At 72.5% G+C, this 21,832-nt stretch carries 22 protein-coding genes; 11 read left to right on the top strand and 11 right to left on the bottom strand.

The window, feature by feature from the left end:
* Nucleotides 1-16 precede the first annotated feature (16 nt).
* Both pta and KBX71_RS32560 read left to right on the top strand, forming a co-directional pair.
* On the top strand, nucleotides 17-2,086 hold the full coding sequence (pta, locus tag KBX71_RS32565; RefSeq protein ID WP_210821536.1) for a phosphate acetyltransferase: 2,070 nt from the start codon (nucleotides 17-19) through the stop codon (nucleotides 2,084-2,086).
* Nucleotides 2,083-3,198, top strand: coding sequence for an acetate/propionate family kinase (locus KBX71_RS32560; protein WP_210821535.1), 1,116 nt, complete (start codon nucleotides 2,083-2,085; stop codon nucleotides 3,196-3,198). The genes pta and KBX71_RS32560 overlap by 4 nt, the downstream gene beginning before the upstream one ends.
* A gap of 115 nt (nucleotides 3,199-3,313) precedes the next feature.
* Here the strand turns inward: KBX71_RS32560 and KBX71_RS32555 are convergent, their stop codons facing one another.
* Nucleotides 3,314-3,487: a hypothetical protein gene (locus tag KBX71_RS32555; RefSeq protein WP_210821534.1), complete on the bottom strand. Its 174-nt coding sequence runs from the start codon at nucleotides 3,485-3,487 to the stop codon at nucleotides 3,314-3,316.
* Nucleotides 3,488-3,662: 175 nt separating this feature from the next.
* On the opposite strand from KBX71_RS32555, the gene KBX71_RS32550 reads away from it, so the two are divergent.
* A complete protein-coding gene (locus KBX71_RS32550) occupies nucleotides 3,663-4,187 on the top strand; it encodes a nucleotidyltransferase domain-containing protein (RefSeq protein WP_210821533.1) in 525 nt (174 codons plus the stop codon).
* A gap of 75 nt (nucleotides 4,188-4,262) precedes the next feature.
* The gene (locus KBX71_RS32545) at nucleotides 4,263-5,228 is read left to right on the top strand and encodes a dienelactone hydrolase family protein (RefSeq protein WP_210821532.1); all 966 of its coding nucleotides are present in this window, start codon (nucleotides 4,263-4,265) and stop codon (nucleotides 5,226-5,228) included.
* Nucleotides 5,229-5,373: 145 nt separating this feature from the next.
* Here KBX71_RS32545 and KBX71_RS32540 read toward each other — a convergent pair whose 3' ends face one another.
* The 3 genes from KBX71_RS32540 to KBX71_RS32530 all read right to left on the bottom strand — a co-directional run bounded on the left by KBX71_RS32540 (nucleotide 5,374) and on the right by KBX71_RS32530 (nucleotide 8,084).
* Complete coding sequence (locus KBX71_RS32540; RefSeq protein WP_210821531.1) at nucleotides 5,374-6,336, bottom strand: zinc-binding dehydrogenase; 963 nt, start codon at nucleotides 6,334-6,336, stop codon at nucleotides 5,374-5,376.
* A 73-nt stretch (nucleotides 6,337-6,409) separates the two neighbouring features.
* On the bottom strand, nucleotides 6,410-7,588 hold the full coding sequence (locus KBX71_RS32535) for an NADP-dependent malic enzyme (protein WP_210821530.1): 1,179 nt from the start codon (nucleotides 7,586-7,588) through the stop codon (nucleotides 6,410-6,412).
* Nucleotides 7,589-7,733: 145 nt separating this feature from the next.
* Nucleotides 7,734-8,084, bottom strand: a complete 351-nt coding sequence (locus tag KBX71_RS32530) for a S24/S26 family peptidase (protein ID WP_307847453.1) — start codon at nucleotides 8,082-8,084, stop codon at nucleotides 7,734-7,736.
* 84 nt (nucleotides 8,085-8,168) lie between these two features.
* Here KBX71_RS32530 and sodN point away from each other — a divergent pair, with 84 nt between their 5' ends.
* Genes sodN through KBX71_RS32515 form a run of 3 tightly spaced genes read left to right on the top strand, consistent with a single transcriptional unit; the run spans nucleotide 8,169 to nucleotide 9,531 of the window.
* Entirely contained in the window at nucleotides 8,169-8,573 is a 405-nt protein-coding gene (gene sodN / locus KBX71_RS32525) for a superoxide dismutase, Ni (RefSeq protein ID WP_124818834.1), read from the top strand.
* A complete protein-coding gene (locus KBX71_RS32520) occupies nucleotides 8,570-9,091 on the top strand; it encodes a GNAT family N-acetyltransferase (RefSeq protein ID WP_210821529.1) in 522 nt (173 codons plus the stop codon). The genes sodN and KBX71_RS32520 overlap by 4 nt, the downstream gene beginning before the upstream one ends.
* Nucleotides 9,092-9,123: 32 nt before the next feature.
* A complete protein-coding gene (locus KBX71_RS32515) occupies nucleotides 9,124-9,531 on the top strand; it encodes an ATP-binding protein (RefSeq protein ID WP_124818838.1) in 408 nt (135 codons plus the stop codon).
* A gap of 22 nt (nucleotides 9,532-9,553) precedes the next feature.
* Here the strand turns inward: KBX71_RS32515 and KBX71_RS32510 are convergent, their stop codons facing one another.
* Nucleotides 9,554-9,943: a hypothetical protein gene (locus KBX71_RS32510; RefSeq protein ID WP_196929669.1), complete on the bottom strand. Its 390-nt coding sequence runs from the start codon at nucleotides 9,941-9,943 to the stop codon at nucleotides 9,554-9,556.
* A 43-nt stretch (nucleotides 9,944-9,986) separates the two neighbouring features.
* On the opposite strand from KBX71_RS32510, the gene KBX71_RS32505 reads away from it, so the two are divergent.
* Nucleotides 9,987-10,937, top strand: coding sequence for a diacylglycerol kinase family protein (locus KBX71_RS32505; protein WP_210821528.1), 951 nt, complete (start codon nucleotides 9,987-9,989; stop codon nucleotides 10,935-10,937).
* A gap of 449 nt (nucleotides 10,938-11,386) precedes the next feature.
* Nucleotides 11,387-11,644, top strand: coding sequence for a WhiB family transcriptional regulator (locus KBX71_RS32500; RefSeq protein ID WP_088950012.1), 258 nt, complete (start codon nucleotides 11,387-11,389; stop codon nucleotides 11,642-11,644).
* An 85-nt stretch (nucleotides 11,645-11,729) separates the two neighbouring features.
* On the opposite strand, the gene KBX71_RS32495 is transcribed toward KBX71_RS32500, so the two are convergent.
* From KBX71_RS32495 to KBX71_RS32480, 4 genes are read right to left on the bottom strand one after another with little or no spacing between them, the layout of a single operon-like run.
* A complete protein-coding gene (locus KBX71_RS32495; RefSeq protein WP_374102677.1) occupies nucleotides 11,730-12,533 on the bottom strand; it encodes a sirohydrochlorin chelatase in 804 nt (267 codons plus the stop codon).
* Nucleotides 12,515-13,276 (bottom strand): phosphoadenylyl-sulfate reductase, encoded by a 762-nt coding sequence (locus tag KBX71_RS32490; RefSeq protein WP_091406068.1) that lies wholly within the window; start codon nucleotides 13,274-13,276, stop codon nucleotides 12,515-12,517. The genes KBX71_RS32495 and KBX71_RS32490 overlap by 19 nt, the downstream gene beginning before the upstream one ends.
* Complete coding sequence (locus KBX71_RS32485; protein WP_124818846.1) at nucleotides 13,273-13,434, bottom strand: IS1 family transposase; 162 nt, start codon at nucleotides 13,432-13,434, stop codon at nucleotides 13,273-13,275. Before KBX71_RS32485 ends, KBX71_RS32490 begins: the two co-directional genes overlap by 4 nt.
* Nucleotides 13,431-15,143 (bottom strand): nitrite/sulfite reductase, encoded by a 1,713-nt coding sequence (locus KBX71_RS32480; RefSeq protein WP_210821527.1) that lies wholly within the window; start codon nucleotides 15,141-15,143, stop codon nucleotides 13,431-13,433. The genes KBX71_RS32485 and KBX71_RS32480 overlap by 4 nt, the downstream gene beginning before the upstream one ends.
* Before the next feature lie 320 nt (nucleotides 15,144-15,463).
* Between KBX71_RS32480 and KBX71_RS32475 the strand changes: the two genes are divergently transcribed.
* Nucleotides 15,464-16,972, top strand: a complete 1,509-nt coding sequence (locus tag KBX71_RS32475; protein WP_307847450.1) for a glycosyltransferase family 39 protein — start codon at nucleotides 15,464-15,466, stop codon at nucleotides 16,970-16,972.
* A 164-nt stretch (nucleotides 16,973-17,136) separates the two neighbouring features.
* Here KBX71_RS32475 and KBX71_RS32470 read toward each other — a convergent pair whose 3' ends face one another.
* Together KBX71_RS32470 and KBX71_RS32465 are read right to left on the bottom strand one after the other, a co-directional pair.
* Nucleotides 17,137-18,729: a PAS domain-containing sensor histidine kinase gene (locus KBX71_RS32470; RefSeq protein ID WP_124818852.1), complete on the bottom strand. Its 1,593-nt coding sequence runs from the start codon at nucleotides 18,727-18,729 to the stop codon at nucleotides 17,137-17,139.
* A 25-nt stretch (nucleotides 18,730-18,754) separates the two neighbouring features.
* Nucleotides 18,755-19,786 carry an SIS domain-containing protein gene (locus KBX71_RS32465; protein ID WP_210821525.1) on the bottom strand — a complete coding sequence of 344 codons (1,032 nt, stop codon included), beginning with the start codon at nucleotides 19,784-19,786 and terminating at the stop codon, nucleotides 18,755-18,757.
* 190 nt (nucleotides 19,787-19,976) lie between these two features.
* Here KBX71_RS32465 and KBX71_RS32460 point away from each other — a divergent pair, with 190 nt between their 5' ends.
* Nucleotides 19,977-21,818, top strand: coding sequence for a tetratricopeptide repeat protein (locus KBX71_RS32460; RefSeq protein WP_210821524.1), 1,842 nt, complete (start codon nucleotides 19,977-19,979; stop codon nucleotides 21,816-21,818).
* Nucleotides 21,819-21,832: the final 14 nt, after the last annotated feature.

The raw sequence follows: 21,832 nt of genomic DNA, 5'->3' as shown, positions 1-21,832 counted from the left end.
CTTCTAGGGTGGGGCTGTGGCCCGAAGTGTGTATCTGACTAGCGTGGGGTCCGGCGGGGGTAAGTCGACGATTGCCCTCGGGTTGGCGGAGTTGCTGTCTCGCCAGGTCGGGCGGATCGGCGTGTTCCGGCCGTTGGTGGCCGACACTGGCCAGGACCCGATCCTCGCCCTGCTGAGTGAGCGGTACCGGGTCGAGGTGCCGCTGTCCGAGCTGGCCGGGGCGAGCTACTCCGAAGCTGCGGCGCTGGTCGCCGACGGCCGACGGGAGGAGCTGATCTCCGCGATCGTCGAGCGCTACCGGGCGGTGGAGCGGCAGTGCCCGGCGGTGGTCGTGGTGGGCAGCGACTTCGACGACCCGGGCGATCCGGCCCGCCCCCGGGAACTGGCCTTCAACGCCCGGCTGGCCACCGAGTTCGGCAGCGTGGTGGTGCCGGTGGTGGACGGCTTCGGGCAGGAGCCGGCGGCGGTCGCGTCGGCCGTGCGGGGGGCGTACCACGATCTGGCCGACCTGGGCGCGACAGTGCTCGCGGTGATCGCCAACCGGGTGCCCGGGCCGATGACGCTGCCCGACCTGCCGGTCCCCGCGTACGCCATCCCGGAGGTGCCGAGCGTGTCGGCGCCGACGGTGGCCGAGGTGGCGGCGGCGCTCGGCGCCACCCTGCTGGCCGGGGACGACGCCGCGCTCGGTCGCGACGTGCTGGACTTCGTGGTCGGCGCGGCGCATGTGCCGACCCTGCTGGGCCACCTCACCGAGGGCGCCCTGGTGATCACCCCCGGGGACCGGGCCGACCTGCTCGTCGCCGCGAGCGCCGCGCACGTGGCCGGGCAGGTGTCGGTGGCCGGGCTGGTGCTCACCCTCGGCGAGCAGCCCGACCCCAGGGTCATGCGGCTGGTGGAGGGGCTGAACACCGGGCTGGCGGTGCTCTCCGTACGTCTCGACAGCTACGACACGGTGGCCGCGTCCAGTCGGATCGAGGGCCGGCCCAGCGCGGCCAATCCCCGCAAGGTGGAGGCCGCGCTCGGCGCGTTCGAACGCTGTGTGGACACCGACGACCTGGCCCGTCGGCTGCGGGTCAGCCGGTCCGCGCGGGTCACCCCACTGATGTTCGAGAACGAGCTGATCGACCGGGCCCGCTCGAAGCCCCGGCACCTGGTGCTGCCGGAGGGCACCGACGAGCGGATCCTGCGCGCGGCGGAGATCCTGTTGCGCCGTGGAGTGGCCGAGCTGACGGTGCTCGGCCGGCCGGACGACATCGCCCGGCGCACCCGGGAGCTGGGCATCGACCTCGGCGACGCGCACGTGGTCGACCCGGCCACCAGCGGGTGGCGCGACGACTTCGCCGCCGAGTACGCCCGGTTGCGCGCCCACCGTGGCGTCACCGCCGAGTTGGCGCACGACATCGTGGCGCAGCCCAACTACTTCGGCACCCTGATGGTGGCCACCGGACGGGCCGACGGCATGGTTTCCGGCGCGACGCACACCACCGCCGCGACCATCCGACCGGCGTTCGAGATCATCCGTACGCTGCCGGACGTCTCGGTGGCCTCCAGCGTCTTCTTCATGCTGCTCGCCGACCGGGTGCTGGTCTACGGCGACTGCGCGGTCAACCGCGACCCGGACGCGGCCCAGCTCGCCGACATCGCGATTTCGTCGGCCGACACCGCCGCCCGGTTCGGTATCGAACCCCGGGTGGCCATGCTGTCGTACTCCACGGGCAGCTCCGGCGCCGGCGCGGACGTGGAGAAGGTCGCCGCGGCCACCGCGCTGGTCCGGGAGCGCCGACCCGACCTGCTGGTCGAGGGGCCCATCCAGTACGACGCGGCGATCGACCCGGCGGTGGCGGCCACGAAGCTGCCGGGCAGCCCGGTCGCCGGTCACGCCACGGTCTTCATCTTCCCGGACCTGAACACCGGCAACAACACGTACAAGGCGGTGCAGCGCTCCGCCGGGGCGGTCGCCGTCGGCCCGGTCATGCAGGGCCTGCGGCGACCGGTGAACGACCTGTCCCGGGGCGCCGGAGTGCCGGACATCGTCAACACGGTGGCGATCACCGCCATCCAGGCGGCCACCGAGGAGGCGTCGTGAGTCGGGTGCTGGTGCTCAACTGCGGGTCGTCTTCGGTGAAGTGGCGCCGCTACGACGGTGACCGGGCACTCGACCACGGCACCGTCGAGCGGATCGGTGAGCCCGGAGGTGGCCCGGCCGACCACACCGAAGCGGTACGGCAGATCCTGGACGGGCTGGACCTGACCGGGCTGGCGGCGGTCGGGCACCGGGTGGTGCACGGTGGCCGGACGTTCAGCGCACCGGTGCTAGTCGACGACGCGGTCCTGGCCGCGATCAAGGATCTGGTGCCGCTCGCCCCGCTGCACAACCCGGCCAACCTGGCCGGCATCGAGGTGGCCCGCGCGGCACTGCCGGACATCCCGCAGGTCGCCGTCTTCGACACCGCGTTCCACCACACTCTGCCGGAGGCCGCCGCGACGTACGCGATCGACCGGGAGACCGCCGAACGGTACGACATCCGCCGGTACGGCTTCCACGGCACCTCGCACGCGTACGTGTCCCGGCGCACCGCCGAACTGCTGGGCCGCCCGTACGAGCAGGTCAACACGATCACCCTGCACCTGGGCAACGGCGCCAGCGCCTGCGCGGTGGAGAACGGTCGCAGCGTCGCCACGTCGATGGGCATGTCCCCGTTGCAGGGGCTGGTGATGGGCACCCGCAGCGGCGACGTGGACCCCACCGTGATCTTCCACCTGCGCCGGGAGGGCGGGCTGTCGGTGGACGACATCGACGACCTGCTCAACCACCGCAGTGGCCTGCTCGGGCTGACCGGCGTCAACGACATGCGTGAGGTGCTCGAACGCCGGGCGGCCGGTGACCGGGCGGCGACGCTGGCCTTCGACGTGTACTGCCGGCGCATCACCGGCTACGTCGGGGCGTACTACGCGCTGCTCGGCCGGGTCGACGCGATCACCTTCACCGCCGGGGTCGGCGAGCACGCCGCGCCGGTGCGGGCCGCCGCGCTGGCCGGCCTGGGCCGGCTCGGCATCACAGTGGACGACGCCCGCAACCATGGCGAGGGCGACCGGTTGATCTCGCCCGACGGTGCCGAGGTGAGCGTCTGTGTCATCCGCACCGACGAGGAGCGGGAGATCGCCCGGCAGACCCGGGACGTGGTCGGGGCGACCTGACGCCACTGAGGCGCGCACCCCCGGGTAGGCCCGAGGGTGCGCGCGTAGGTAAAGCCCGTTCAGTGCAGCGCCAGCCAGGCGACTCCATCAGCGAGACACCGGCCAGGCGACTCGATCAGCCGGTCACCAGCCAGGCGACGAGTGCCACCAGCACGACGACGACCACTGCCGCACCGATGATGAGTGGCAGGCGGGACGGGGCGTCCGTCGGCGCCGTAGCCTCCGGCGTCTGGTTGAAGGCGCGGAACGCCTCGGTGTTGCCGCTGGGGTCCGTGTAGTTCTCAGGCATGCCGGTGACCCTAGCGAAGCTGGTCACGCGGCACCGTCCCCGGCCCACGGCGTTCCCGGGGGTGGACCCGGCCGGCGGAGGTGACCCGACCGGGTGGCGGGTGCACCCGAGCCGGACGGCGGGGCCGCTACCGGCGACAACCCGCTGATCCTGCCGACGTAGGTACGGTCGTCCCATGGACGAACTCGCGCGCCGGCAGTTGGCCAGCATCGCCGAGATGGTCGCGGTGACCGGGGCGGAAGGCATCCCGGTGTGGCTACGCGGCGGCTGGGCGATGGACTTCCAACTCGGCGTCGTGACCCGACCGCACGCCGACGTGGACTGGTACTGCTGGCGCGAGGACGCGGACTTGCTGGCCGACCTGCTGCTGGCCCGGGGCTGGGCCCTCGACCCGCGGATGCCTGTGGAGTTGCAGCTCGACCTGTTCGCCGCCGACGTGGAGGTCAGCGTCGCGTACCTGGGTCGGGATGCCGCCGGCCGACCGACGGTGGGCGCCGGGTCGTGGGCCGGCACTCCGCTGCCCGCCGGGATGCTGGACGCCCCGCCCGGCCGGATCGGCCCGCTCACCGTGCCGACGATCTCGGTGGCCGCCCAGATCGAGTTCAAGCAGATGTACCCGGTCTGGATGCCGGAACGTCCCCGCCGCCCGAAGGACGCCGACGACCTGGCCATGCTCCGGGAAGTCGGCGCTACCGGCTGAACGCTGGGTGAGCGGATGGGCACACCACGTCGAAGTCCACCGGGCACGTCAGCGGGGCAAGGCACAATCGGATTCATGCCACGTCGCGTCACCCCCGCCCTGCTGGCCAGCGCCGTGCTCATGGCCGGTCTGGTCGGCTGCTCGCCGGACGCCAGGAAGGCCGACAGCCAGCAGGCGCCGGTCGAACCACCGCCCGTCGCCACGCCGACACCGCAGGTCCCCGCCGGCAAGGCCCCGCAGCGCGCCTTCGCGGTCGGCGTACGCCAGCTGAAGCTGAACCGGGACGGCCGCGTGCTGCCGACGACGCTCTGGTACCCGGCGGCCGGGCAGTCCGGCGGCGCGGCCAAACGGTCGGCGACGGCGGCGGAGGGCCGGTTTCCGGTGGTGATGTTCAGTCACGGCCTCGGTGGGCGGCCGGACGACTACGGCACTCTGCTGACCCGCTGGGCGGCGGCGGGTTTCGTGGTGGCCGCGCCGACGTTCCCGCACACCTCCCGGGGCGCGGACAACAACGTCCTCGACGTGCTCAACCAGCCCGCCGACGTGTCGTACGCGTTGGATCAGGTGTTGGCGTTGGACGGCAAGGCGGGCGACGCGTTGCGGGGCCGGTTGGACGGCGAGCGGGTGGCCGCGGCCGGGCACTCGGCGGGCGGGGTGACCACCATCGGCCTGTTCACCGCAAGCCGGGACAAACGACTGGACGCGGGTGTGGTGTTCGCGGGTACGGCGCTCGGCGTGGGCACCGCGTTCGCCGGTGCGGCCGCGCCACAGTTGTTCGTGCACGGCGAGTTGGACGAGGTGGTCGAGTACGCGGCGGGCAGGGCCGCGTACGACAAGGTGCCCTGGCCGAAGGCGATGCTGAGCCTGCCCAAGGGCGACCACGGGCGGGCGCTGCTCAGCGACGGCGCGACGCTGCGGGTCGTCTCGGACACGTCTGTCGAGTTCCTGCGCTGGTCGCTGTACGGCGACCCGGACGCCAAGAAGCGCATCTCCACCGACGCGACGCGCGGCGACATCGCCACCTTCGACGACCACCTCTGACGTCCGGCCGCTCCGCCCGCCCAAGATCGCGCAGGAACCAGGAAGTAGTGGACTCCCACGACGAGGAGGGCACTACTTCCATGATGTTGCGCGATCTTGCGGCCCGGCCGGGGGCCGGCGCGGCGGCGAGGGGCCGCGGTGCGCGTCAGGCGGTGTGGTCGATGACGACCTTGCCGAAGGCGTTGCCGGAGTGCAGTCGGGCGAAGGCGTCCTCGACCCGGCTGAACGGGATGACGCTGTCCACCACCGGGCGCACCTCGTTGTCGGAGCAGAACGCCAGCAGCTCGTACAACTCGCCGGGCGTGCCCATCGAGGTGCCCAGGATCTCCAGCTGCATCGCGAAGACCCGGCGCAGGTTGACCGACGGCTCGTGTCCGGAGGTAGCGCCGGAGACCACGATCCGGGCCATCGGCGCGGCCGACTTCAGCGAGTGGTCGAAGGTGGCCGCGCCGACCGTCTCGATCACCACGTCGACCCGTTCCGGCAGCCGGGCACCGGGCTCCACGGCGGTGGCGCCGAGGGCCGAGATCCGGTCCCGCTTGGCGGCGTCGCGGCTGGTCGCGTACACCCGCTTGCCCATCGCGACGGCGAGCGCGACGGCCGCGGTGGCCACGCCGCCGCCCGCGCCCTGGACCAGCACGCTGTCGGCGTCCGCGACGCGGCCCTTGGTGGTCAGCATCCGCCACGCGGTCAGCCAGGCCGTGGGCAGGCACGCCGCGTCGGTCGCCGCCATGCCGTCCGGCAGCGGGATCAGGTTCGACCGGGGTACGGCCACCCGCTCGGCGAGCGTCCCGGAGAAGTGCTCGGAGAGGATGGAAACCCCGCGCGGGTCCCCCGGTGTGACGACCACCGGGTACACGACCACCGGCCGTCCCTCCGGGTCCAGCCCGACGGCGTCGCAGCCGAGGATCATCGGCAACTGGGCCTCGGTGAGACCCACCCCGCGCAGCGACCAGAGGTCGTGGTGGTTGAGCGAGGTGGCCCGCAACTCCACTGTCACCCAGTCGTCGGCCGGCGGGGTGGGCTCGGGCCGCTCGCCGACGGTGAGCGCGGCGAGCGGGTCGGCGTCGTCGAAACGGGAGGCAAAGGCAGCACGCATGATCGGCACGGTAACAAGCTGAGCGCTCGTTAAGAAGGTGGCCGGCGCGCGGGCCGCGCCGGAGCACCTCGGCGACTGCGCGTTAGCGGCGGGCGACGCCGTCGCGGCGGGCGGCTTCGGCGACCGCCTCGGCCACGGCCGGCGCGACCCGCGGGTCGAGCGGGGACGGAACGATCGCGTCGGCGGTCAGGGACTCTGCCACCACGCCGGCGATGGCATCCGCGGCGGCGACCTTCATCGCCTCGGTGATCCGGGTGGCACCGGCATCCAGCGCACCGCGGAACACCCCGGGGAAGGCCAGCACGTTGTTGATCTGGTTGGGGTAGTCGCTGCGCCCGGTGGCGACCACCGCGACGTGTCGGGCGGCCACCTCGGGGTGCACCTCGGGGGTGGGGTTCGCCAGCGCGAACACGATCCCGCCGGGCGCCATCCCGGCCACCGCGGCCTCGGGGATCTGACCTCCGGAGACCCCGACCAGCACGTCCGCGCCGCGCAGCGCCTCGGTGATGTCGCCGTGGCGGCCGTCGGCGTTCGTGCTCGCCGCCAGCTCGGCCTTGGTGCCGGTCAGCTCGGTGCGGTGCCGGCCGATGATCCCCTTGGAGTCACAGACCACCACCTGGTCGGGGTTGACGCCCCCGGCGATCAGCATCTTCGTCACGGCAACACCGGCCGCGCCCGCGCCGCTCACCGCCACCCGCAGGTCACCGAGCTTGCGGTCCAGCAACGTCGCGGCGTTGCGCAGGGCGGCGAGCACCACGATCGCCGTGCCGTGCTGGTCGTCGTGGAAGACCGGGATGTCCAGCGCCTCGTCGAGCCGACGCTCGATCTCGAAGCAGCGCGGCGCGCTGATGTCCTCCAGGTTGATCCCACCGAACGAGGGCGCCAGCGCCCGCACCACCGCGACGATCTCGTCCACGTCCTGGGTGTCCAGGCACACCGGCACCGCGTCCACCCCGGCGAACTGCTTGAACAGCACCGCCTTGCCCTCCATCACCGGCAACGCTGCCCGGGGGCCGATGTTGCCCAGCCCGAGCACCGCCGAACCGTCGGTGACCACCGCGACCGTGTGCGACACCCAGGTGTACTCGTCCACCAGGGCGGGGTCGGCGGCGATCGCCTCACACACCCGGGCCACCCCCGGGGTGTACGCCAGGGAGAGGTCCTCCCGGCTGGTGAGCGGCACGGTCGAGGTGACGGCCATCTTGCCGCCCCGGTGCAGTAGGAAGACGGGATCAGCGGGGTCCACGGTGGACGAAGGCATGGTGGTGACTCCAGGATCTGTCGAGCAGATGTGAGGCGGCCTGCCCCGCCGCGAGGTGGGCGGCGAGCGGTGGCACGCGGTGCGGGGGGTCACCCGGGCACTTTCCGAGCATAGTGTCGACCCCACCCCTCGGATGTGAGCAGGGTCATAACTGGCGGCGAGGCACCCGTCCGGGGCGCGGCCAGTAGCGGGCCACCACCCGTCCGCGAACGTCGGCCACCCCGTACGCCCGGGAGTCGTCGGTGACCAGATCGTTGTCCCCGCGCAGCCACCAGCCGCCGTCCTGCGGCCGGACCGCACGCTTCACCACCAGCAGATCGGGCCGGGTCCGGAAGACCGCGACCACCACGTCGCCGGCTCGGATCGGGCGTCCACCGGGACGGACCAGCACCGCGTCGCCGTGCCGCAGGGTCGGGGCCATGGACGGGCCGGTCACCAGAACGGCGGTCAGCGGCCTCCGCAACCGGGGCACCTCAGCCGGGTGATCGGCGGCCACTGGTTTCACCTCCACCCCGTTCGGGGAGCATTCCCAGGAGTAATGTCGCCTTTGATCATCGCAAACTTCCCATGGAGGATCTCGATGCGACTTCCGCGCATCCTTGCGCCCCGCGTCACCGCGAGCGCTCACTGCGACCTACCGTGCGGCGTCTACGACCCGGCTCAGGCCCGGATCGAGGCCGAATCGGTCAAAATGATCTGCGAGAAGTACCAGTCGAACACCGACGCGGAGTTCCGCACCCGCGCCGTCATCATCAAGGAGCAGCGCGCCGAGCTGGTCAAGCACCACCTCTGGGTGCTGTGGACCGACTACTTCAAGCCGCCGCACTTCGAGAAGTACCCGAACCTGCACAGCCTGTTCAACGAGGCCACCAAGCTCGCTGGCGCCGGTGGCGTCAAGGGCAGCCTCGACCCGGCCACCGCCGACAAGCTGCTCGCGAAGATCGACGAGATCTCGAAGATCTTCTGGGAGACCAAGAAGGCGTGACCTCACCGGTCATCCCGACGATCCGGCCGGCACGTCCCGAGGACGTGTCGGCCGTCGTCGCCATGGTGCACGAGTTGGCCGAGTACGAACGTGCCCCGGAGCAGTGCCACCTCACCACCGGGCAGCTGACCTCGGCGCTCTTCGCGACTGCGCCGGCGCTCTTCGGTCACGTCGCGGTGGACGAGCACGACGAGCCGGTCGGCTTCGCCCTGTGGTTCCTCAACTTCTCCACCTGGGCCGGCGTGCACGGCATCTACCTGGAGGACCTCTTCGTCCGGCCGGCCGCCCGGGGCACCGGAGCCGGTCGACTGCTGCTCGCCACTCTGGCCGACATCTGCGTACGGCGCGGCTACCAGCGGCTGGACTGGTCGATGATCGACTGGAATCCGGCTGCCGGCTTCTACGCCTCGATCGGCGCCGAGCAGATGAGCGAGTGGGTTGGCTACCGGCTCACCGGCAACGCGCTCCGCGTGCTGGCCGACCACGTCACCACCGCCGGCACGCGTACGGCCGACTGACCGGGTAGAGTCCCCGACCGGGGGGATGAGGCGTGACTCAACTGACTGGCCAGCCAGCGACCGACGATGACGTGGTGCACCTCACGGTGCCTGCCGACGGCGGTTACCTCGGCGTGCTTCGCACCGCCACCGCCGGCCTCGCGGCCCGGTTGCAGTTCGCGCTCGACGAGATCGAGGATCTGCGGATCGCTGTCGACGAGGCGTGCGCCATGCTGCTCGCCATCGCCACCCGCGACGCCGAGTTGGAGTGCCGCTTCGCGGTCACCGAGGACGCGCTGACCGTCGAGGTGACAGTGCCGACCGTGCGCGGTGCCACCCTGCCCGCCGAGTCGTCCTTCGCCTGGAAGGTGCTCACCGCGCTGACCACCTCGGCGGCGGCCACGTCCGCCGATGGTCGGGCCACGATCGCGTTGCTCACCCGCCGCTCGGGCGGCTACTGACCGGCCCGACACACCGGCGCGGTCACTCGAAGCCGAGCGCGCGGGTCGTCGGAGGGCAGATCAACAGCCAGGCCACGCCCAGGCCGAGCGCCATCAGCGGCACGCCCAGCCAGCCCAGCCCAGCCTGGATCATGAACCACCCGATCGGCAGCAGCATCAGCTGAAGCACGATCGCGGGGGCCCGTGCGCCCGCCTGACGGCGCAGCAGCGCGCGGCCCAGCGCCCAGAGCGCCACGGCCGCCCCGACGGCGAACACGGTCACCAGCAACGCCGCCAGCAGGTCGGTGCGGGTGGCCGTGAGGTCGGCCCAGACCAGCCAGACGGCGATCAGCCCGACGACGGCCGCCTCTGCCCACAGCAGCCGGACCGCCCAGCGCAGCGTGACGGGGATCGGGTCCGAGTCGATGGTCACGCGCGCCACGATACCCGGGCGTCCGGAAGGTACAGTGCCGCCCATGCGGGCCGTCCTGGTGGTCAATCCGAAGGCCACCACCACCAGCGAACGCAGCCGGGACGTGCTCGTCCGGGCGCTGCGCAGCGAAGTCGATCTCAGCGTGCGCTACACCCGTCGGCGGGGGCACGCCGTGGCGCTGGCCCGGGAGGCAGCCGCGGAGGGGGTTGACCTGGTCGTCACCCTGGGTGGCGACGGCACTGTGAACGAGGTGGTGAACGGCCTGATGACGGCCGAACCGCCGACTCGCGCCGGCGATGGCCCGATGGCCGAGCGACTGCCCGCGCTGGCGACCGTCCCCGGTGGCTCGACAAACGTCTTCGCCCGCGCGGTGGGTCTGCCCCGGGAGTGGCCGGAGGCGACCAGCATGATCCTCGAAGGGCTGCGGCTGGGCCGGAGCCGGACGGTGGGCCTGGGCCGCGCCGACGACCGCTACTTCACCTTCTGCGCCGGGTTCGGCCTGGACGCCGCGGTGATCCACAGGGTGGAGCAGGCCCGTCGGAAGGGGCGGGTGTCCACGCCGACGCTCTACCTGCGCTCGATCATGAACCAGTACTTCCTCGCCTCGGACCGGCGGCACCCGGCGATCGTCCTGGAGCGTCCGGGCGAGCCGGCGGAGGCCGAGCTGGCCACGGTCATCATCCAGAACACGGCGCCCTGGACGTACCTGGGCGACCGGGAGGTCAACCCGAACCCGGCGGCGTCGTTCGATCTCGGGCTGGATGTGCTGGCGTTGCGTCAGCTCCGGGTGGCTAGCACAACACGGACAGTGACGCAGTTCCTGTCTCGGCAACCGAATCCGCGCGGCCGGCAGGTGTTACGCCTCCATGACACAGCGGAGTTCACGCTGGTCTCCAGCCGCCCGCAGGCGTTCCAGCTGGACGGGGACTATCTCGGCGAGCGGGAGAAAGTCAGATTCACCTCCGTTCCGGCCGCACTCAGAGTAATCTGCTAGGTCTCGGGTACTGCCCTTGGTCGACACGGTGGCCGCAACCGATCGACTTGGTCGCCGCCACACCGAGGGACAGGTGCCGGAAATGTCAGCAATGTCACGCGGACTGTACTATATTGATCCTCGACTGTGGCACGGCGGGTAACCAGGAAAGCACTGGAATCCGGACAAATGGGTTGTGGGCTTGCTCACCGCCCGGAGTTTTTCCGAGCGTCACCCTTGACATCACGACTGTTCGTGAAAGTATTCACAAGCGGACTTGAGTTACCGGGACATTGCCTGGATATGCTCGTCAGGTTGAGCTGTTCCAGCAGGTCCCCGGCGCTGAACGCCTGCTCACGCACTGCCGAATGGACGGACGCTAACCGTCACCATCGGCACTGCGGATGCATATAGGAAAAGCACGACAAGCAATTGTTCGCCACCCATCCAGAATGAGGAGTGTTGCCGCCATGGACTGGCGTCACCATAGTGTCTGCCGCGACGAGGACCCGGAGCTGTTCTTCCCGATCGGGACGTCTGGACCGGCTCTCCTGCAAGTCGAGCAGGCCAAGGCCGTCTGCAGGCGCTGCTCCGTGACCGACCAGTGCCTTCAGTGGGCACTCGAGTCTGGTCAGGACGCCGGCGTCTGGGGCGGAATGAGCGAGGAGGAGCGGCGCGCTGTCAAGCGGCGCGGCGGTCTCCGGGTGCTGCGCGCTCACTCCGCCTGATCCCCAACGACACGCTGTACGCCCCGGTGGGTTCGCCCACCGGGGCGTTCCGCTGTCCGACACCGATCACGGTTGCCGGCACGGGTCACCCCGCCGACGCCAGCACCGGCCGGTCGTCGACCCGACGCAGCACCAACTCGACCAACTCCGGTGCGTCGGTCAACGGCGCGGCGACCGCCACCGCGCCGGCCGCCCGAGCCGCCTCGGCCACCGCGTCGTGGAACAGCCCCGGCGCCAGGAAGTACGCGGACACCGCGACCCGGCGCGCGCCGGACGCCCGCAGCCGGGACACCGCCACGCCGGCCGCCGGTGGGGCCGCCGACGCGTACGCAACCCGGCAGGGCACCCCGAACTCCGCACCCAGCGCATCGGCGACCCGGCCCACCGAACGGCGCGCCCGCGCGTCCCGGGTGCCCGCCGCGGCCAACACCAACGCGTCGAATCGGCCCGGACGCGTCTCACCCAGCCGACGGCACAGCCCGGCCAACAGCCCCGGATCGGGAGTGTCGTCCGCCGGGCCCAGCACATCGGTGACCCGTACCGCCAGCGGTGGCCCGGCCTGCGTCGCCGCGGCGACCGCCGCCGGAATGTCCACCCGATGGTGGTACGCGGCGGTCAGCAGCAGCGGCACCAGCACCGCCCGGCGGTGACCGGCCACCGCCAGGTCCCGCAGCACCTCGGTCGGCCCCGGCTCGGTGTGGTCCAGCCAGCTCGCCCACACCTGCGTGCCCGGCCGGGCCGCCGACACCGCCCGAGCCAGCGCCCGGGTGGCATCGGCCGCCCGCGGATCACGGCTGCCGTGCGCTACCAACACCACCGGCTCCGCCCCGCCGGCCGCACCGGGGCCGGTCAGGGTCGTCGCCGACGAGGTCAGACGTGCAGCCCGCACTCGGTCTTCTCGAACATGGCCCACCGGCCGGCCCGCGCGTCCTCGCCGGCCTTCGTACGGCGGGTGCACGGCCAGCAGCCGATCGACCCGTAACCCTGCTTGAACAGTTCGTTGACCGGCACGTTGAAGCGGGCGATGTAGGAGTCCACGTCCTTCTGCGACCAGGCCGCGATCGGGTTGACCTTGACCTTGCCGCGCCGCGCGTCGAAGGTCACCACCGGCGTGTTGGCCCGGCTCGGCGACTCGTCCCGACGCAGACCGGCTGCCCAGGCGTCGTACCCGGTCAGCGCCCGCTCCAGCGGCTCCACCTTGCGCAGCTGGCAGCAGTCGTCCGGCGACTTGTTGAACAGCCGGGGGCCGTACTGGCCGTCCTGCTGGCCGACGGTGAGTCGGGGCCGGATCGACCTGACGTTCACCGGCAGCGTCCGGGCGACCTCGTCGCGTACCCGCAGCGTCTCGGGGAAGTGCAGGCCGGTGTCGAGGAAGACCACGTCCACCCCGGGGGCCACCCGGGACACCAGGTGCGCCAGCACGGCGTCGGCCATCGAACTGGTGACGCAGAACCGCTCACCGAACGTCTGCGCCGCCCAGCGGGCGATCTCCAGCGCCGGAGCGCCCTCCAGGTCCCGAGCGGCCTGCTCGGCCAGGGCACGCAGCTCGTCCGGGTCACGTCGGGCCGGGTCTGCCGGCGTCGAGCCGCCCGGGCCGACCAGGCGCAGGCTCGCGGCCGAGACGAGACTCATGAGGTCACCGACCGACTGAGCAGCCCGGTGAACTTCACCGAGAAGACCCGGGTGCAGGCGTGGCACTCCCAGGCGCCGTGCCCCGCCTCGTGCGGACGCAGGTCCTCCTCGCCGCAGTACGGGCAGTACAGAGGTGCCGCTCGGTTCTCGCTGCTCACCGCAGTTCCTCCTCGTCGACTCTGATCACCCAGTTGGCGAACGTCTCGCCCTCGCTCCGACCGGCCAGGTAGCGACGGGCCAGCCGTTCCACGTACTCCGGAAGCTCCTCGGCGGTGGTCTTCAGGCCGCGCAGCTTGCGGCCGAACCCGGCGGTCTGCCCCTGGGCCATGCCCAGCCCGCCGCCCAGGTGCACCTGGAAACCCTCGACCTGCCGGCCGTCCGGCCCGACCACCAGCTGACCCTTGAGCCCGATGTCGGCCACCTGGGTGCGTGCGCAGGCGTTCGGGCAGCCGTTGATGTGAATCGAGATGTCCGCGTCGAAGTCGCGCAGCCGCTGCTCCAGCCGGGCCACCAACTCCTCGCCACGGGCCTTCGTCTCGACGATGGCCAACTTGCAGTACTCGATGCCGGTGCACGCCATCGTGCCGCGCCGCCAGGCGGACGGCCGGGCCTCCAGACCGATCCCACGCAACGCGTCGACGAGCGACTCCGTCCGCTCCGACGGCACGTCGAGCACCAGCAGCTTCTGGTACGGGGTGAGCCGCACCCGGTCGCTGCCGTGCGCCTCGACCACGTCGGCCAGCTGGCTGAGCTGCGCGCCGGAGACCCGCCCGACCACCGGGGCGGCGCCCACGTAGTGCCGCCCGTCGGCCTGCTCGTGCACGCCCACGTGATCGACCGGCTTCGACGGCAGGACCGGCGCCGGGCCGTCGAGCAGCGTACGGCCGAGGTAGTCCTTCTCCAGGACCTCGCGGAAGCGCTCCACGCCCCAGTCGGCCACCAGGAACTTCAACCGGGCCCGGTTGCGCAGTCGGCGGTAGCCGTAGTCGCGGAAGATCCCCACCACCCCGGCCCACACGTCCGGCACCTCGGCCAGCGGCACCCAGACGCCGAGCCGCTTGGCGAGCATCGGGTTGGTGGAGAGACCACCGCCGACCCAGACGTCGAAGCCCGGCCCGTGCTCGGGGTGGTCGACGCCGAGGAGGGCGATGTCGTTCGACTCGTACGGGGTGTCCACCAGCCAGGAGATCGACGTCTTGAACTTGCGGGGCAGGTTGGAGAACTGCTTGTCGCCGACGTACCGGGCGACGATCTCGTCGATCGCCGGGGTCGGGTCGAGCAGTTCGTCGCGGGCCACCCCGGCGACCGGGCTGCCCAGCACGATCCGCGGGCAGTCGCCGCACGCCTCGGTGGTCTGCAGGCCGACCGACTCCAGCCGACGCCAGATCTCCGGCATGTCCTCGACCCGGATCCAGTGGTACTGGATGTTCTGCCGGTCGGTGATGTCGGCGGTGTCCCGCGCGAACTCCCGGGAGATGTCCGCGATCACTCGCAGCTGGGCCAGGCTGAGCTGACCGCCGTCGATGCGGACCCGGAGCATGAAGAACTCGTCCTCCAGCTCGTGCGGCTCCAGCACGGCGGTGCGCCCGCCGTCGATGCCCGCCTTGCGCTGCGTGTAGAGGCCCCACCAGCGGAACCGACCCCGCAGGTCCTGCGGGTCGATGGAGGCGAAGCCGCGGTGCGCGTAGATGTTCTCGATGCGGGCCCGGACGTTGAGCGGGTCGTCGTCCTTCTTGATCCGCTCGTTGGGGTTGAGCGGCTCGCGGTGCCCGAGCGCCCACTGACCCTCACCCCGTGGCCGGCGCGGCACTCGGGTCGGACGAGCCGTCGGGTCCTCGGAACGGGCCGGGATGCTGCTGACCGCCATCGCGGCGTCCTCCGTTGTCTGCTGTGCCTCGGGATACGCGGGGCGCGGCGGCCGGCCCGGCGAAGCGGGCGGGACAACGGTGTCTGAGACAGCCGGCGCGGAGCGCGCCCGAGACAGATTGGTCGGGCGTCGTCAGTAGGCCGGACAGATCGCGCTGCGCACGCGGCCGTAATCGACGTGGCGACGTGCCACGAAGCGGCGGACGACTGCGGCGGTCATGCGCCCATGCTGCCACACCCCAAGGGGACCGGCCAATGTCCACGTGCTGGATCCCACATCACGGGCGCCCACGGAGGGGGCGGCCGTGGCAGGCTCGGACCGTGGGGCAATTGTCCGAGAGGTCGGCCGGGGCGGCGTGGGAGCGCCTGCGCCGCGTGCCGGTCTGGCTCCCCCCGGCGCTGTTGACAGTGGCGGTGACGCTGACTGGGCTGGGCTCAGCCCAGCTCTGGCGCGACGAGTTGGCGACGTGGAGCGCGGCCACCCGGTCGCCGGGCGACCTGGCCCGGCTGGCCGGCACCATCGACGCCGCCACCGGGCCGTACTACCTGCTGATGCACGTCTGGACGACCGTCGTCGGCGACTCCACGATCGCCCTGCGCGTACCTGCGGTGTTGGCGATGACAGTGGCCGCCGGGCTGCTCGCCGTGCTCGGCGCACGGCTCGTCGACAGGCGCGGCGGCCTCTTCGCCGGGCTGCTGTTCGCGGTGCTCCCCGGCACCTCCCGCTACGGGCAGGAGGCACGCCCGTACGCGCTGGCCACCATGCTCGCCGTGCTCGCCACGGTGCTGCTGGTGACCGCGCTGCGTCGACCGAGCTGGGCCCGTTGGGCCGGTTACGCCGCCGCCGTGGCCGCTCTCGGGCTCATCCACCTGATCGCGCTCACACTGCTCGCCGCTCACGCGCTGGTCGTCCTCATCGCCTGGTGGCGCGGCCCGGCCGCGGCCGGCGTCGCCACCCGCGCGCACGTCGACGCCGAGCGGGACCGGCGGGTGTGGCGGTGGCTGGTCGCCGTGGTGCCGGTCGTGCTGCTGGCCGGCCCGCTGCTGGTCAAGGCCCGGACCCAGCAGTCACGGCAGTTGAACTGGGTCCACCTGGCCCGGCTGGACGACCTGACCGCGCTGCCCGGCGGCGTCGCCCAGAGCAGCGTGGTCGGTGGCCTGCTGGTCGGGGTCGCCGCGCTGGGAGCCGCCCGGCTCGGGCGGCGCGCCCTGCTGCCGGTGAGCGCGGTGCTGCTGCCCGTACTGCTGCTCTTCGCCGCCGGCACTGTCGTACCACTGTGGGTGCCCCGGTACCTGGTCTTCGTGGTGCCCTTCGCGTGCCTGCTGGCGGGCGCGGCGCTGGCCGCCGTGGCCGCACCGGCCGCGCTCGTCGTGGTGGTCCTGGCCGGGCTGCTCGGCCTACCCGACCAGGCCGCGCTGCGACGGACCCACGAGTGGCCGCGCAGCGCGCCGGTGGACTACGCCGGCGCGGCACGGGTGATCGCCGACGGTCAACGACCGGGGGACGCTGTGGTCTACTCGCCCCGGCACAGCTGGCTCTTCCTCGACCTCGGCATCGAGTACCACCTCGACGACCCACCACGCGACGTGCTGGTCACCGAGGACGAGGTGCGCCGCAGCGACCTGTGGGCCGCCGAGTGCCCCCAGCCGGCACAGTGCCTGGCCGGTACGACGCGGGTATGGCTCGTCGTGTCCGGCCGGCACGCCGAGCCGCTGGCAGCCGTGCCCGACGCCAAGGGCGACGCGCTCCGCACTGACTTCACAGTCACGCAGGTGTGGCAGCGCCCCGGCCTGACCGTCGCCCTGCTGAGCAGCCGTCCCGGCCGCTGACCGGTCCGTCCATGGGCAGGCCGGCGGTCCGCGAACCTCATTGAGCGTGATGCCGGTGAGTCATCGTGATGACTCACCGACATCACGCTCATCCAGACATCCGCTCCCCGACGCGGACCCGCCCGAGCGGGAGCGGGAGGCCGAAGCCGGCCGGCGGGCGGCGGTCAGGGCTGCGAGCGGCCGTCGTGGGCGTTGCGGGCCAGCGGGACGACGAGCATGGCCTCGGTGCCACCGTTGGCGCCGGCGCGCAGTTCGATGGTGCCGCGCAGCTCACCGGTGATCAGGGCTCGGACGATCTGGAGGCCGAGCCGGCTGCCACGTTCGGCATCGAAGTCCGGCGGTAGGCCGCGCCCGTTGTCGGTCACCGAGACGTGCAGCATCTTGCGGAACCGGTGCGCCGAGACCACCACCTCGGGTCGCAGCGACGGGTCGACCTCGGGAGCGGCGACCGGCACCATGCCCGAGGCGGCGGGTACGGGGGCCTCCTCGGCCTCGTCGGCCGGCGGGAAGCCGTGCTCGACGGCGTTGAGCAGCAACTCGTTGAGGACCATCACCAGCGAGGTGGCGATCTCCGCCGGCAGTACGCCGAAGCTGCCCCGCCGCCGCATGCCGACGCTCACCTCGGTCGCCGCGACCTCGGTCGCCGCGCTGGCCACCCGGTCGACGATGCCGTCGAACTCCACCGCCTCGTCGCTGGACATCGAGAGCGTCTCGTGGACCAGGGCGATCGAGGCGACCCGACGGACCGATTCCTCCAGCGCGACACGGGCTTCCGGCATCGCCACCCGGCGGGCCTGCAACCGCAGCAGCGCGGCCACGGTCTGGAGATTGTTCTTCACCCGATGGTGGATCTCCCGGATCGTGGCGTCCTTGGTGATCAGCGCCCGGTCCCGGCGACGGACCTCGGTGATGTCCCGGACCAGCACCAGCGCGCCGATCGGCACCCCGGCCGGCATCAGCGGCAGCGCCCGGGTGAGCATCGTGGCGCCTCGCGCGTCGATCTCCCGGCGGGGCGGCGCCTCACCGCGCAGCGCGGCCAGGATGCCGTTCGATGCCTCGGTGCCGTCCAGCGGGTCACCGGCCAACCGGCGGTGCAGCGCGGCCAGGTCCTCGCCCACCAGATGGGAGGCGTATCCCAGCCGGCGGTACGCGGACTGGGCGTTCGGGCTGGCGTAGGTGACCTTGCCGCCGGCATCGAGCCGGACCAGGCCGTCGCCGACCCGGGGCGCCGAGGTGGTCTCGCCCGGATGCCTCGGCGGCGGGAAGGTGCCGTCCGCGATCATCTGCGCCAGGTCGTCGGCAGTGGTGAGGTAGTTGAGCTCCAGCTGGCTGGGCGTACGGGCGGTGGAGAGGTTGGTGTCCCGCCCCACCACGGCGATCACCTCGCCGGCCTCCCCCTCGGCGGTACGCAGCCGGACCGGGATCGCCTCGTGCCGGGCCGGCACGTCGCCGTACCAGACCGGGTCGCCCTCGCGCCAGATCCGGCCCTGGGAGTACGCCACCCCCAGGTGGGCGACCTCCGGCCCGCCGACGATCCGACCCACCTGGTCGTCCTGGTAGGCGGTCGGTGCGGTGGTCGGTCGGACCTGGGCTACGCAGAGGAACGTGCCGTCGGCGTCGACCGGCACCCAGAGCAGCAGGTCAGCGAAGGACAGATCGGAGAGCAGTTGCCAGTCGCCAGCGATCCGGTGCAGGTGGTCGATGTCGGCCGGACGGAGATGGGTGTGCTCCTCGGCGAGGTCGCGCAGCGTGGACACGGTGACCAGGGTGCCACGCCGCGCCTCACATCGTCGCGGTGACCTTCTTCAACCCGCGCGGCGCGTCCGGGTCCTCGCCTCGGGTGAGCGCCAGGGCCAGCGCCAGTCGCTGCATCGGCAGGATGTCCAGTAGCGGGGCGTACCGCTCGTCGACCTCGGGAACGGCCAGTCGGGTGGCCCCCGGCACATCGGCGGAGCCGACCACCACGACGTCGGCGCGGCGTTCACCGAGGCGGGGCAGCACCTCACCCATCGACCGGCCACCGGGACCGGAGCCGACCACGGCGAGCACCGGCACCTCCGGGTCGGTCATCGCGAGCGGGCCGTGCAGCAGGTCGGCGCCGGAGAAGGCGAGCGCCGGCAGGTACGAGGTTTCCATCAGCTTCAGCGCGGCCTCCCGGGCGGTCGGGTAGGCGTACCCCCGGCCGGTGGTGACCAGTTGGCGGGCGAACCGGTAGCGCGGGGCGAGTTGGGCCGGGGTGCCGTCGGCCAGGGTGCGGGCGGCCAGCTCGGGCAGCGCGTCGAGCGCTTCCCGCTCGGCCTGCGGGAGCACGCCGTCGCCGGCCCGGATCCCCTCCACCAGCATCAACAGGGCGAGCAGCTCGGCGGTGTACGTCTTGGTGGCGGCCACCGCCCGCTCGTGCCCGGCGGCGATGTCGACGCTCAGCTCGGCCACGTCGACAAGCGGCGAGTCGGGGGCGTTGGTGACCGCGAGGGTCAGCGCCCCGGAGGCTCGGGCGGCGCGCAGCACCTCGGCCAGGTCGGGCGAGCCACCGCTCTGGCTGACCCCGACGACCAGCGCGTCGGACAGGTCGGGGCGGGCCCCGAACAGGGTGACGACGCTGGGCGAGGCGAGCCCGGCGGGCAGACCGAGCCGGATCTCGGTCAGGTAGGCCCCGTAGAGGGCCGCGTGATCGGAGGTGCCTCGCGCGGTGAAGACCACGTGCCGTGGCCGACGTTCGGCGATGACCGCCGCCACCTGGGCGATCTCGGTCGCGTTGGCAGCGGAGAGCAGCCGCGCGTAGCCAGCCGGCTGCTCGTCGATGTCGGCGGCCATGCCAGCCCCTGCACGTGTCACGGAAATCCCTCCCCCTGCGCGGTTGCCGCGCGATTCTTGCTCAGTCTTGCACTTTTAAGCGTGTCTCAGCAATCGAACGAGCAGGATTGCGCAGCTGATCACCAGTTGATCTCAATATCAACTAGGCTTTACCCGCTGCACCCGGTCTAGCCCGCGACGAGAGGACGACGTGCCCGAGGGAACGGACGACCCCGCGCTCTCCGTGACGGAGGAGCTGGCGCTGGCCCGGCTGGCACTCGACGAGGGCGACCTGCACCACGCCGCCGGCCACCTCGCCGGCGCGTTGGCCCGGGCCCCCACCCTCCCGGAGGTGCACGAGACACTGGCGCGGCTCGCCACGACGAGCGGCGGCGGCCTCGACCTCTTCCCGATCAACCACCACACCTTCGTCGGTGCGGTGGTCGCCCGCGCCCACCTCCTCGCGACCGCGGGCCGCCCCGCCGAGGGGCTGGAGCTGCTGGCCGCGGCGACGACGTACGCACCCAGCACCGGGTGGGCCGGAGTGCCCTGGGTCACCGCGCCCGAGCTGGCCGAACGACTGGACCCGGAGCGAATCGCCCGGGTCCTCATGCAGGTCTGCGCCGCGCTGCCCGACCCGGTGCCGCGGATGGGCCGGGCCCCGCTGACCCCGTACCTCACGCTCGCCCGCAACGCGGCCACCGTGCACCCCGAACACGGCCTGCTGCTGGGCTCGGCGTCCGTGCTGGCCCGCCGTCTCGGCGAGGCCGAGCTGGCGGTCCGCTGGGCCACCCGAGGCGTACGCGCACAGCCCTCGAAGATGGGCGAGGTGTGGCTCGGGTACGCGTACCGCAGCTCGGGCCGGACCCGCGACGGCCTGGCAGCCCTCGGTCGGGCCGTCGAGCTGGACCCCGACGACCTGGCGATCTACGCGGACATCGCCGGCACCCTGGCCGAGATCGGCCGGCTGGACGAGGCGCTGGAGTGGACCGAGCGGGCGTTGGCGCGCGATCCGTCGTTCGACTGCGCGGTGCACACCGCCCACCGCCTGCGGCACCTGCGCGACGGTGACCTCGCGCACCTGGTCGCGCTCGCCGACTTCGTGCGGGACCACCCGGACGACAGCCACGAGCACGGCGACCTGGCCCAGTGCTGCCGAGGCCGGCCCTGGCTCGGCCAGCTCACCCCGGCCGGCGGGCCCCTGATCGACGCGATGCGTCAAGCGGTCGCCGATGACGACAACGGTCTCGGCGGGGCCGTACGCCTACCCGCCGCCGCCCCGCCGAGCGCGGTCGGGACAGCGATCTCCACGGCCCCCGGGCTGCGGATCGAGGTCGTCGGCACGCCGGAGCCCGATCCGCGCGAGCCCCGACGGGCGACCGCTGCGCGGTTGTGGGACTACGCGGACGTCGTCCCCACGCCCGCGCTGGCGGCGCCCTCCGCGACGGCTGTCGAACGGATCGCGCAGATCGCCCACCCGGCGTGGGCACACCCACCGGCGGCGTACGACGCGGCGGTGGGCCTGGCCGGCCTCGACCTGGGCGACCTGCTCGGCCTGCTGGTGCACCCGCCGGCGGCGCCGGCCAACGCGGTGGGTCGGCTGCTGGCCGCCCACGACCCGTCGGTCTGGGTCCGGGGGGTGCAGGTGTGGGCCTGTCTGGGGCTGCTGCACCACCGCACCGACGAGCCGTGGGAGGGCTCGACCCGACGCCGCGTGCTGCTCGATCTGATCTGGGGCGTCGAGGACTGGGTCACCGAGGCGGCGCTGTTCGCCCTGGTCACCGCCGCCTGGGTGGACCCGTCGGTGCGGCCGGACGTGGCCCGGGTGGTGGCGGAGAGGCTGGCCGACGCGGCTGCCGTGGCGCGGAGCCGACCGGTTCCGATCGCCGCCTCGCTGGCCCACCTGGCACTCGCCGCCCCGCAGTTGGATCCGGCGACGGCGGCACTTGCCACCGAGCTGCTGGCCGCCCACTCACCCCGGCTTCCCCGCCCCCGCAACCCGCTGCGCCGTCTCTGGCAGCTCCTGAAAAGGGGCGCGCCGCGCCGACCGTGACGGTCGACGCGGCG

Source organism: Micromonospora sp. D93 (assembly GCF_018070365.1).
In the GTDB taxonomy this organism is placed as follows: domain Bacteria; phylum Actinomycetota; class Actinomycetes; order Mycobacteriales; family Micromonosporaceae; genus Micromonospora; species Micromonospora ureilytica.
Note: the sequence above shows the minus strand (reverse complement) of the source record. Positions and strands in the feature narration are given on the sequence as shown.

Coding starts and splice junctions, on each gene's coding strand:
- KBX71_RS32555 (WP_210821534.1), bottom strand. CDS start 3,487: ATGCCTGAGAACTACACGGACCCCAGCGGCAACACCGAGGCGTTCCGC.
- KBX71_RS32550 (WP_210821533.1), top strand. CDS start 3,663: ATGGACGAACTCGCGCGCCGGCAGTTGGCCAGCATCGCCGAGATGGTC.
- KBX71_RS32545 (WP_210821532.1), top strand. CDS start 4,263: ATGCCACGTCGCGTCACCCCCGCCCTGCTGGCCAGCGCCGTGCTCATG.
- KBX71_RS32535 (WP_210821530.1), bottom strand. CDS start 7,588: ATGCCTTCGTCCACCGTGGACCCCGCTGATCCCGTCTTCCTACTGCAC.
- sodN (WP_124818834.1), top strand. CDS start 8,169: ATGCGACTTCCGCGCATCCTTGCGCCCCGCGTCACCGCGAGCGCTCAC.
- KBX71_RS32505 (WP_210821528.1), top strand. CDS start 9,987: ATGCGGGCCGTCCTGGTGGTCAATCCGAAGGCCACCACCACCAGCGAA.
- KBX71_RS32500 (WP_088950012.1), top strand. CDS start 11,387: ATGGACTGGCGTCACCATAGTGTCTGCCGCGACGAGGACCCGGAGCTG.
- KBX71_RS32490 (WP_091406068.1), bottom strand. CDS start 13,276: ATGAGTCTCGTCTCGGCCGCGAGCCTGCGCCTGGTCGGCCCGGGCGGC.
- KBX71_RS32480 (WP_210821527.1), bottom strand. CDS start 15,143: ATGGCGGTCAGCAGCATCCCGGCCCGTTCCGAGGACCCGACGGCTCGT.
- KBX71_RS32465 (WP_210821525.1), bottom strand. CDS start 19,786: ATGGCCGCCGACATCGACGAGCAGCCGGCTGGCTACGCGCGGCTGCTC.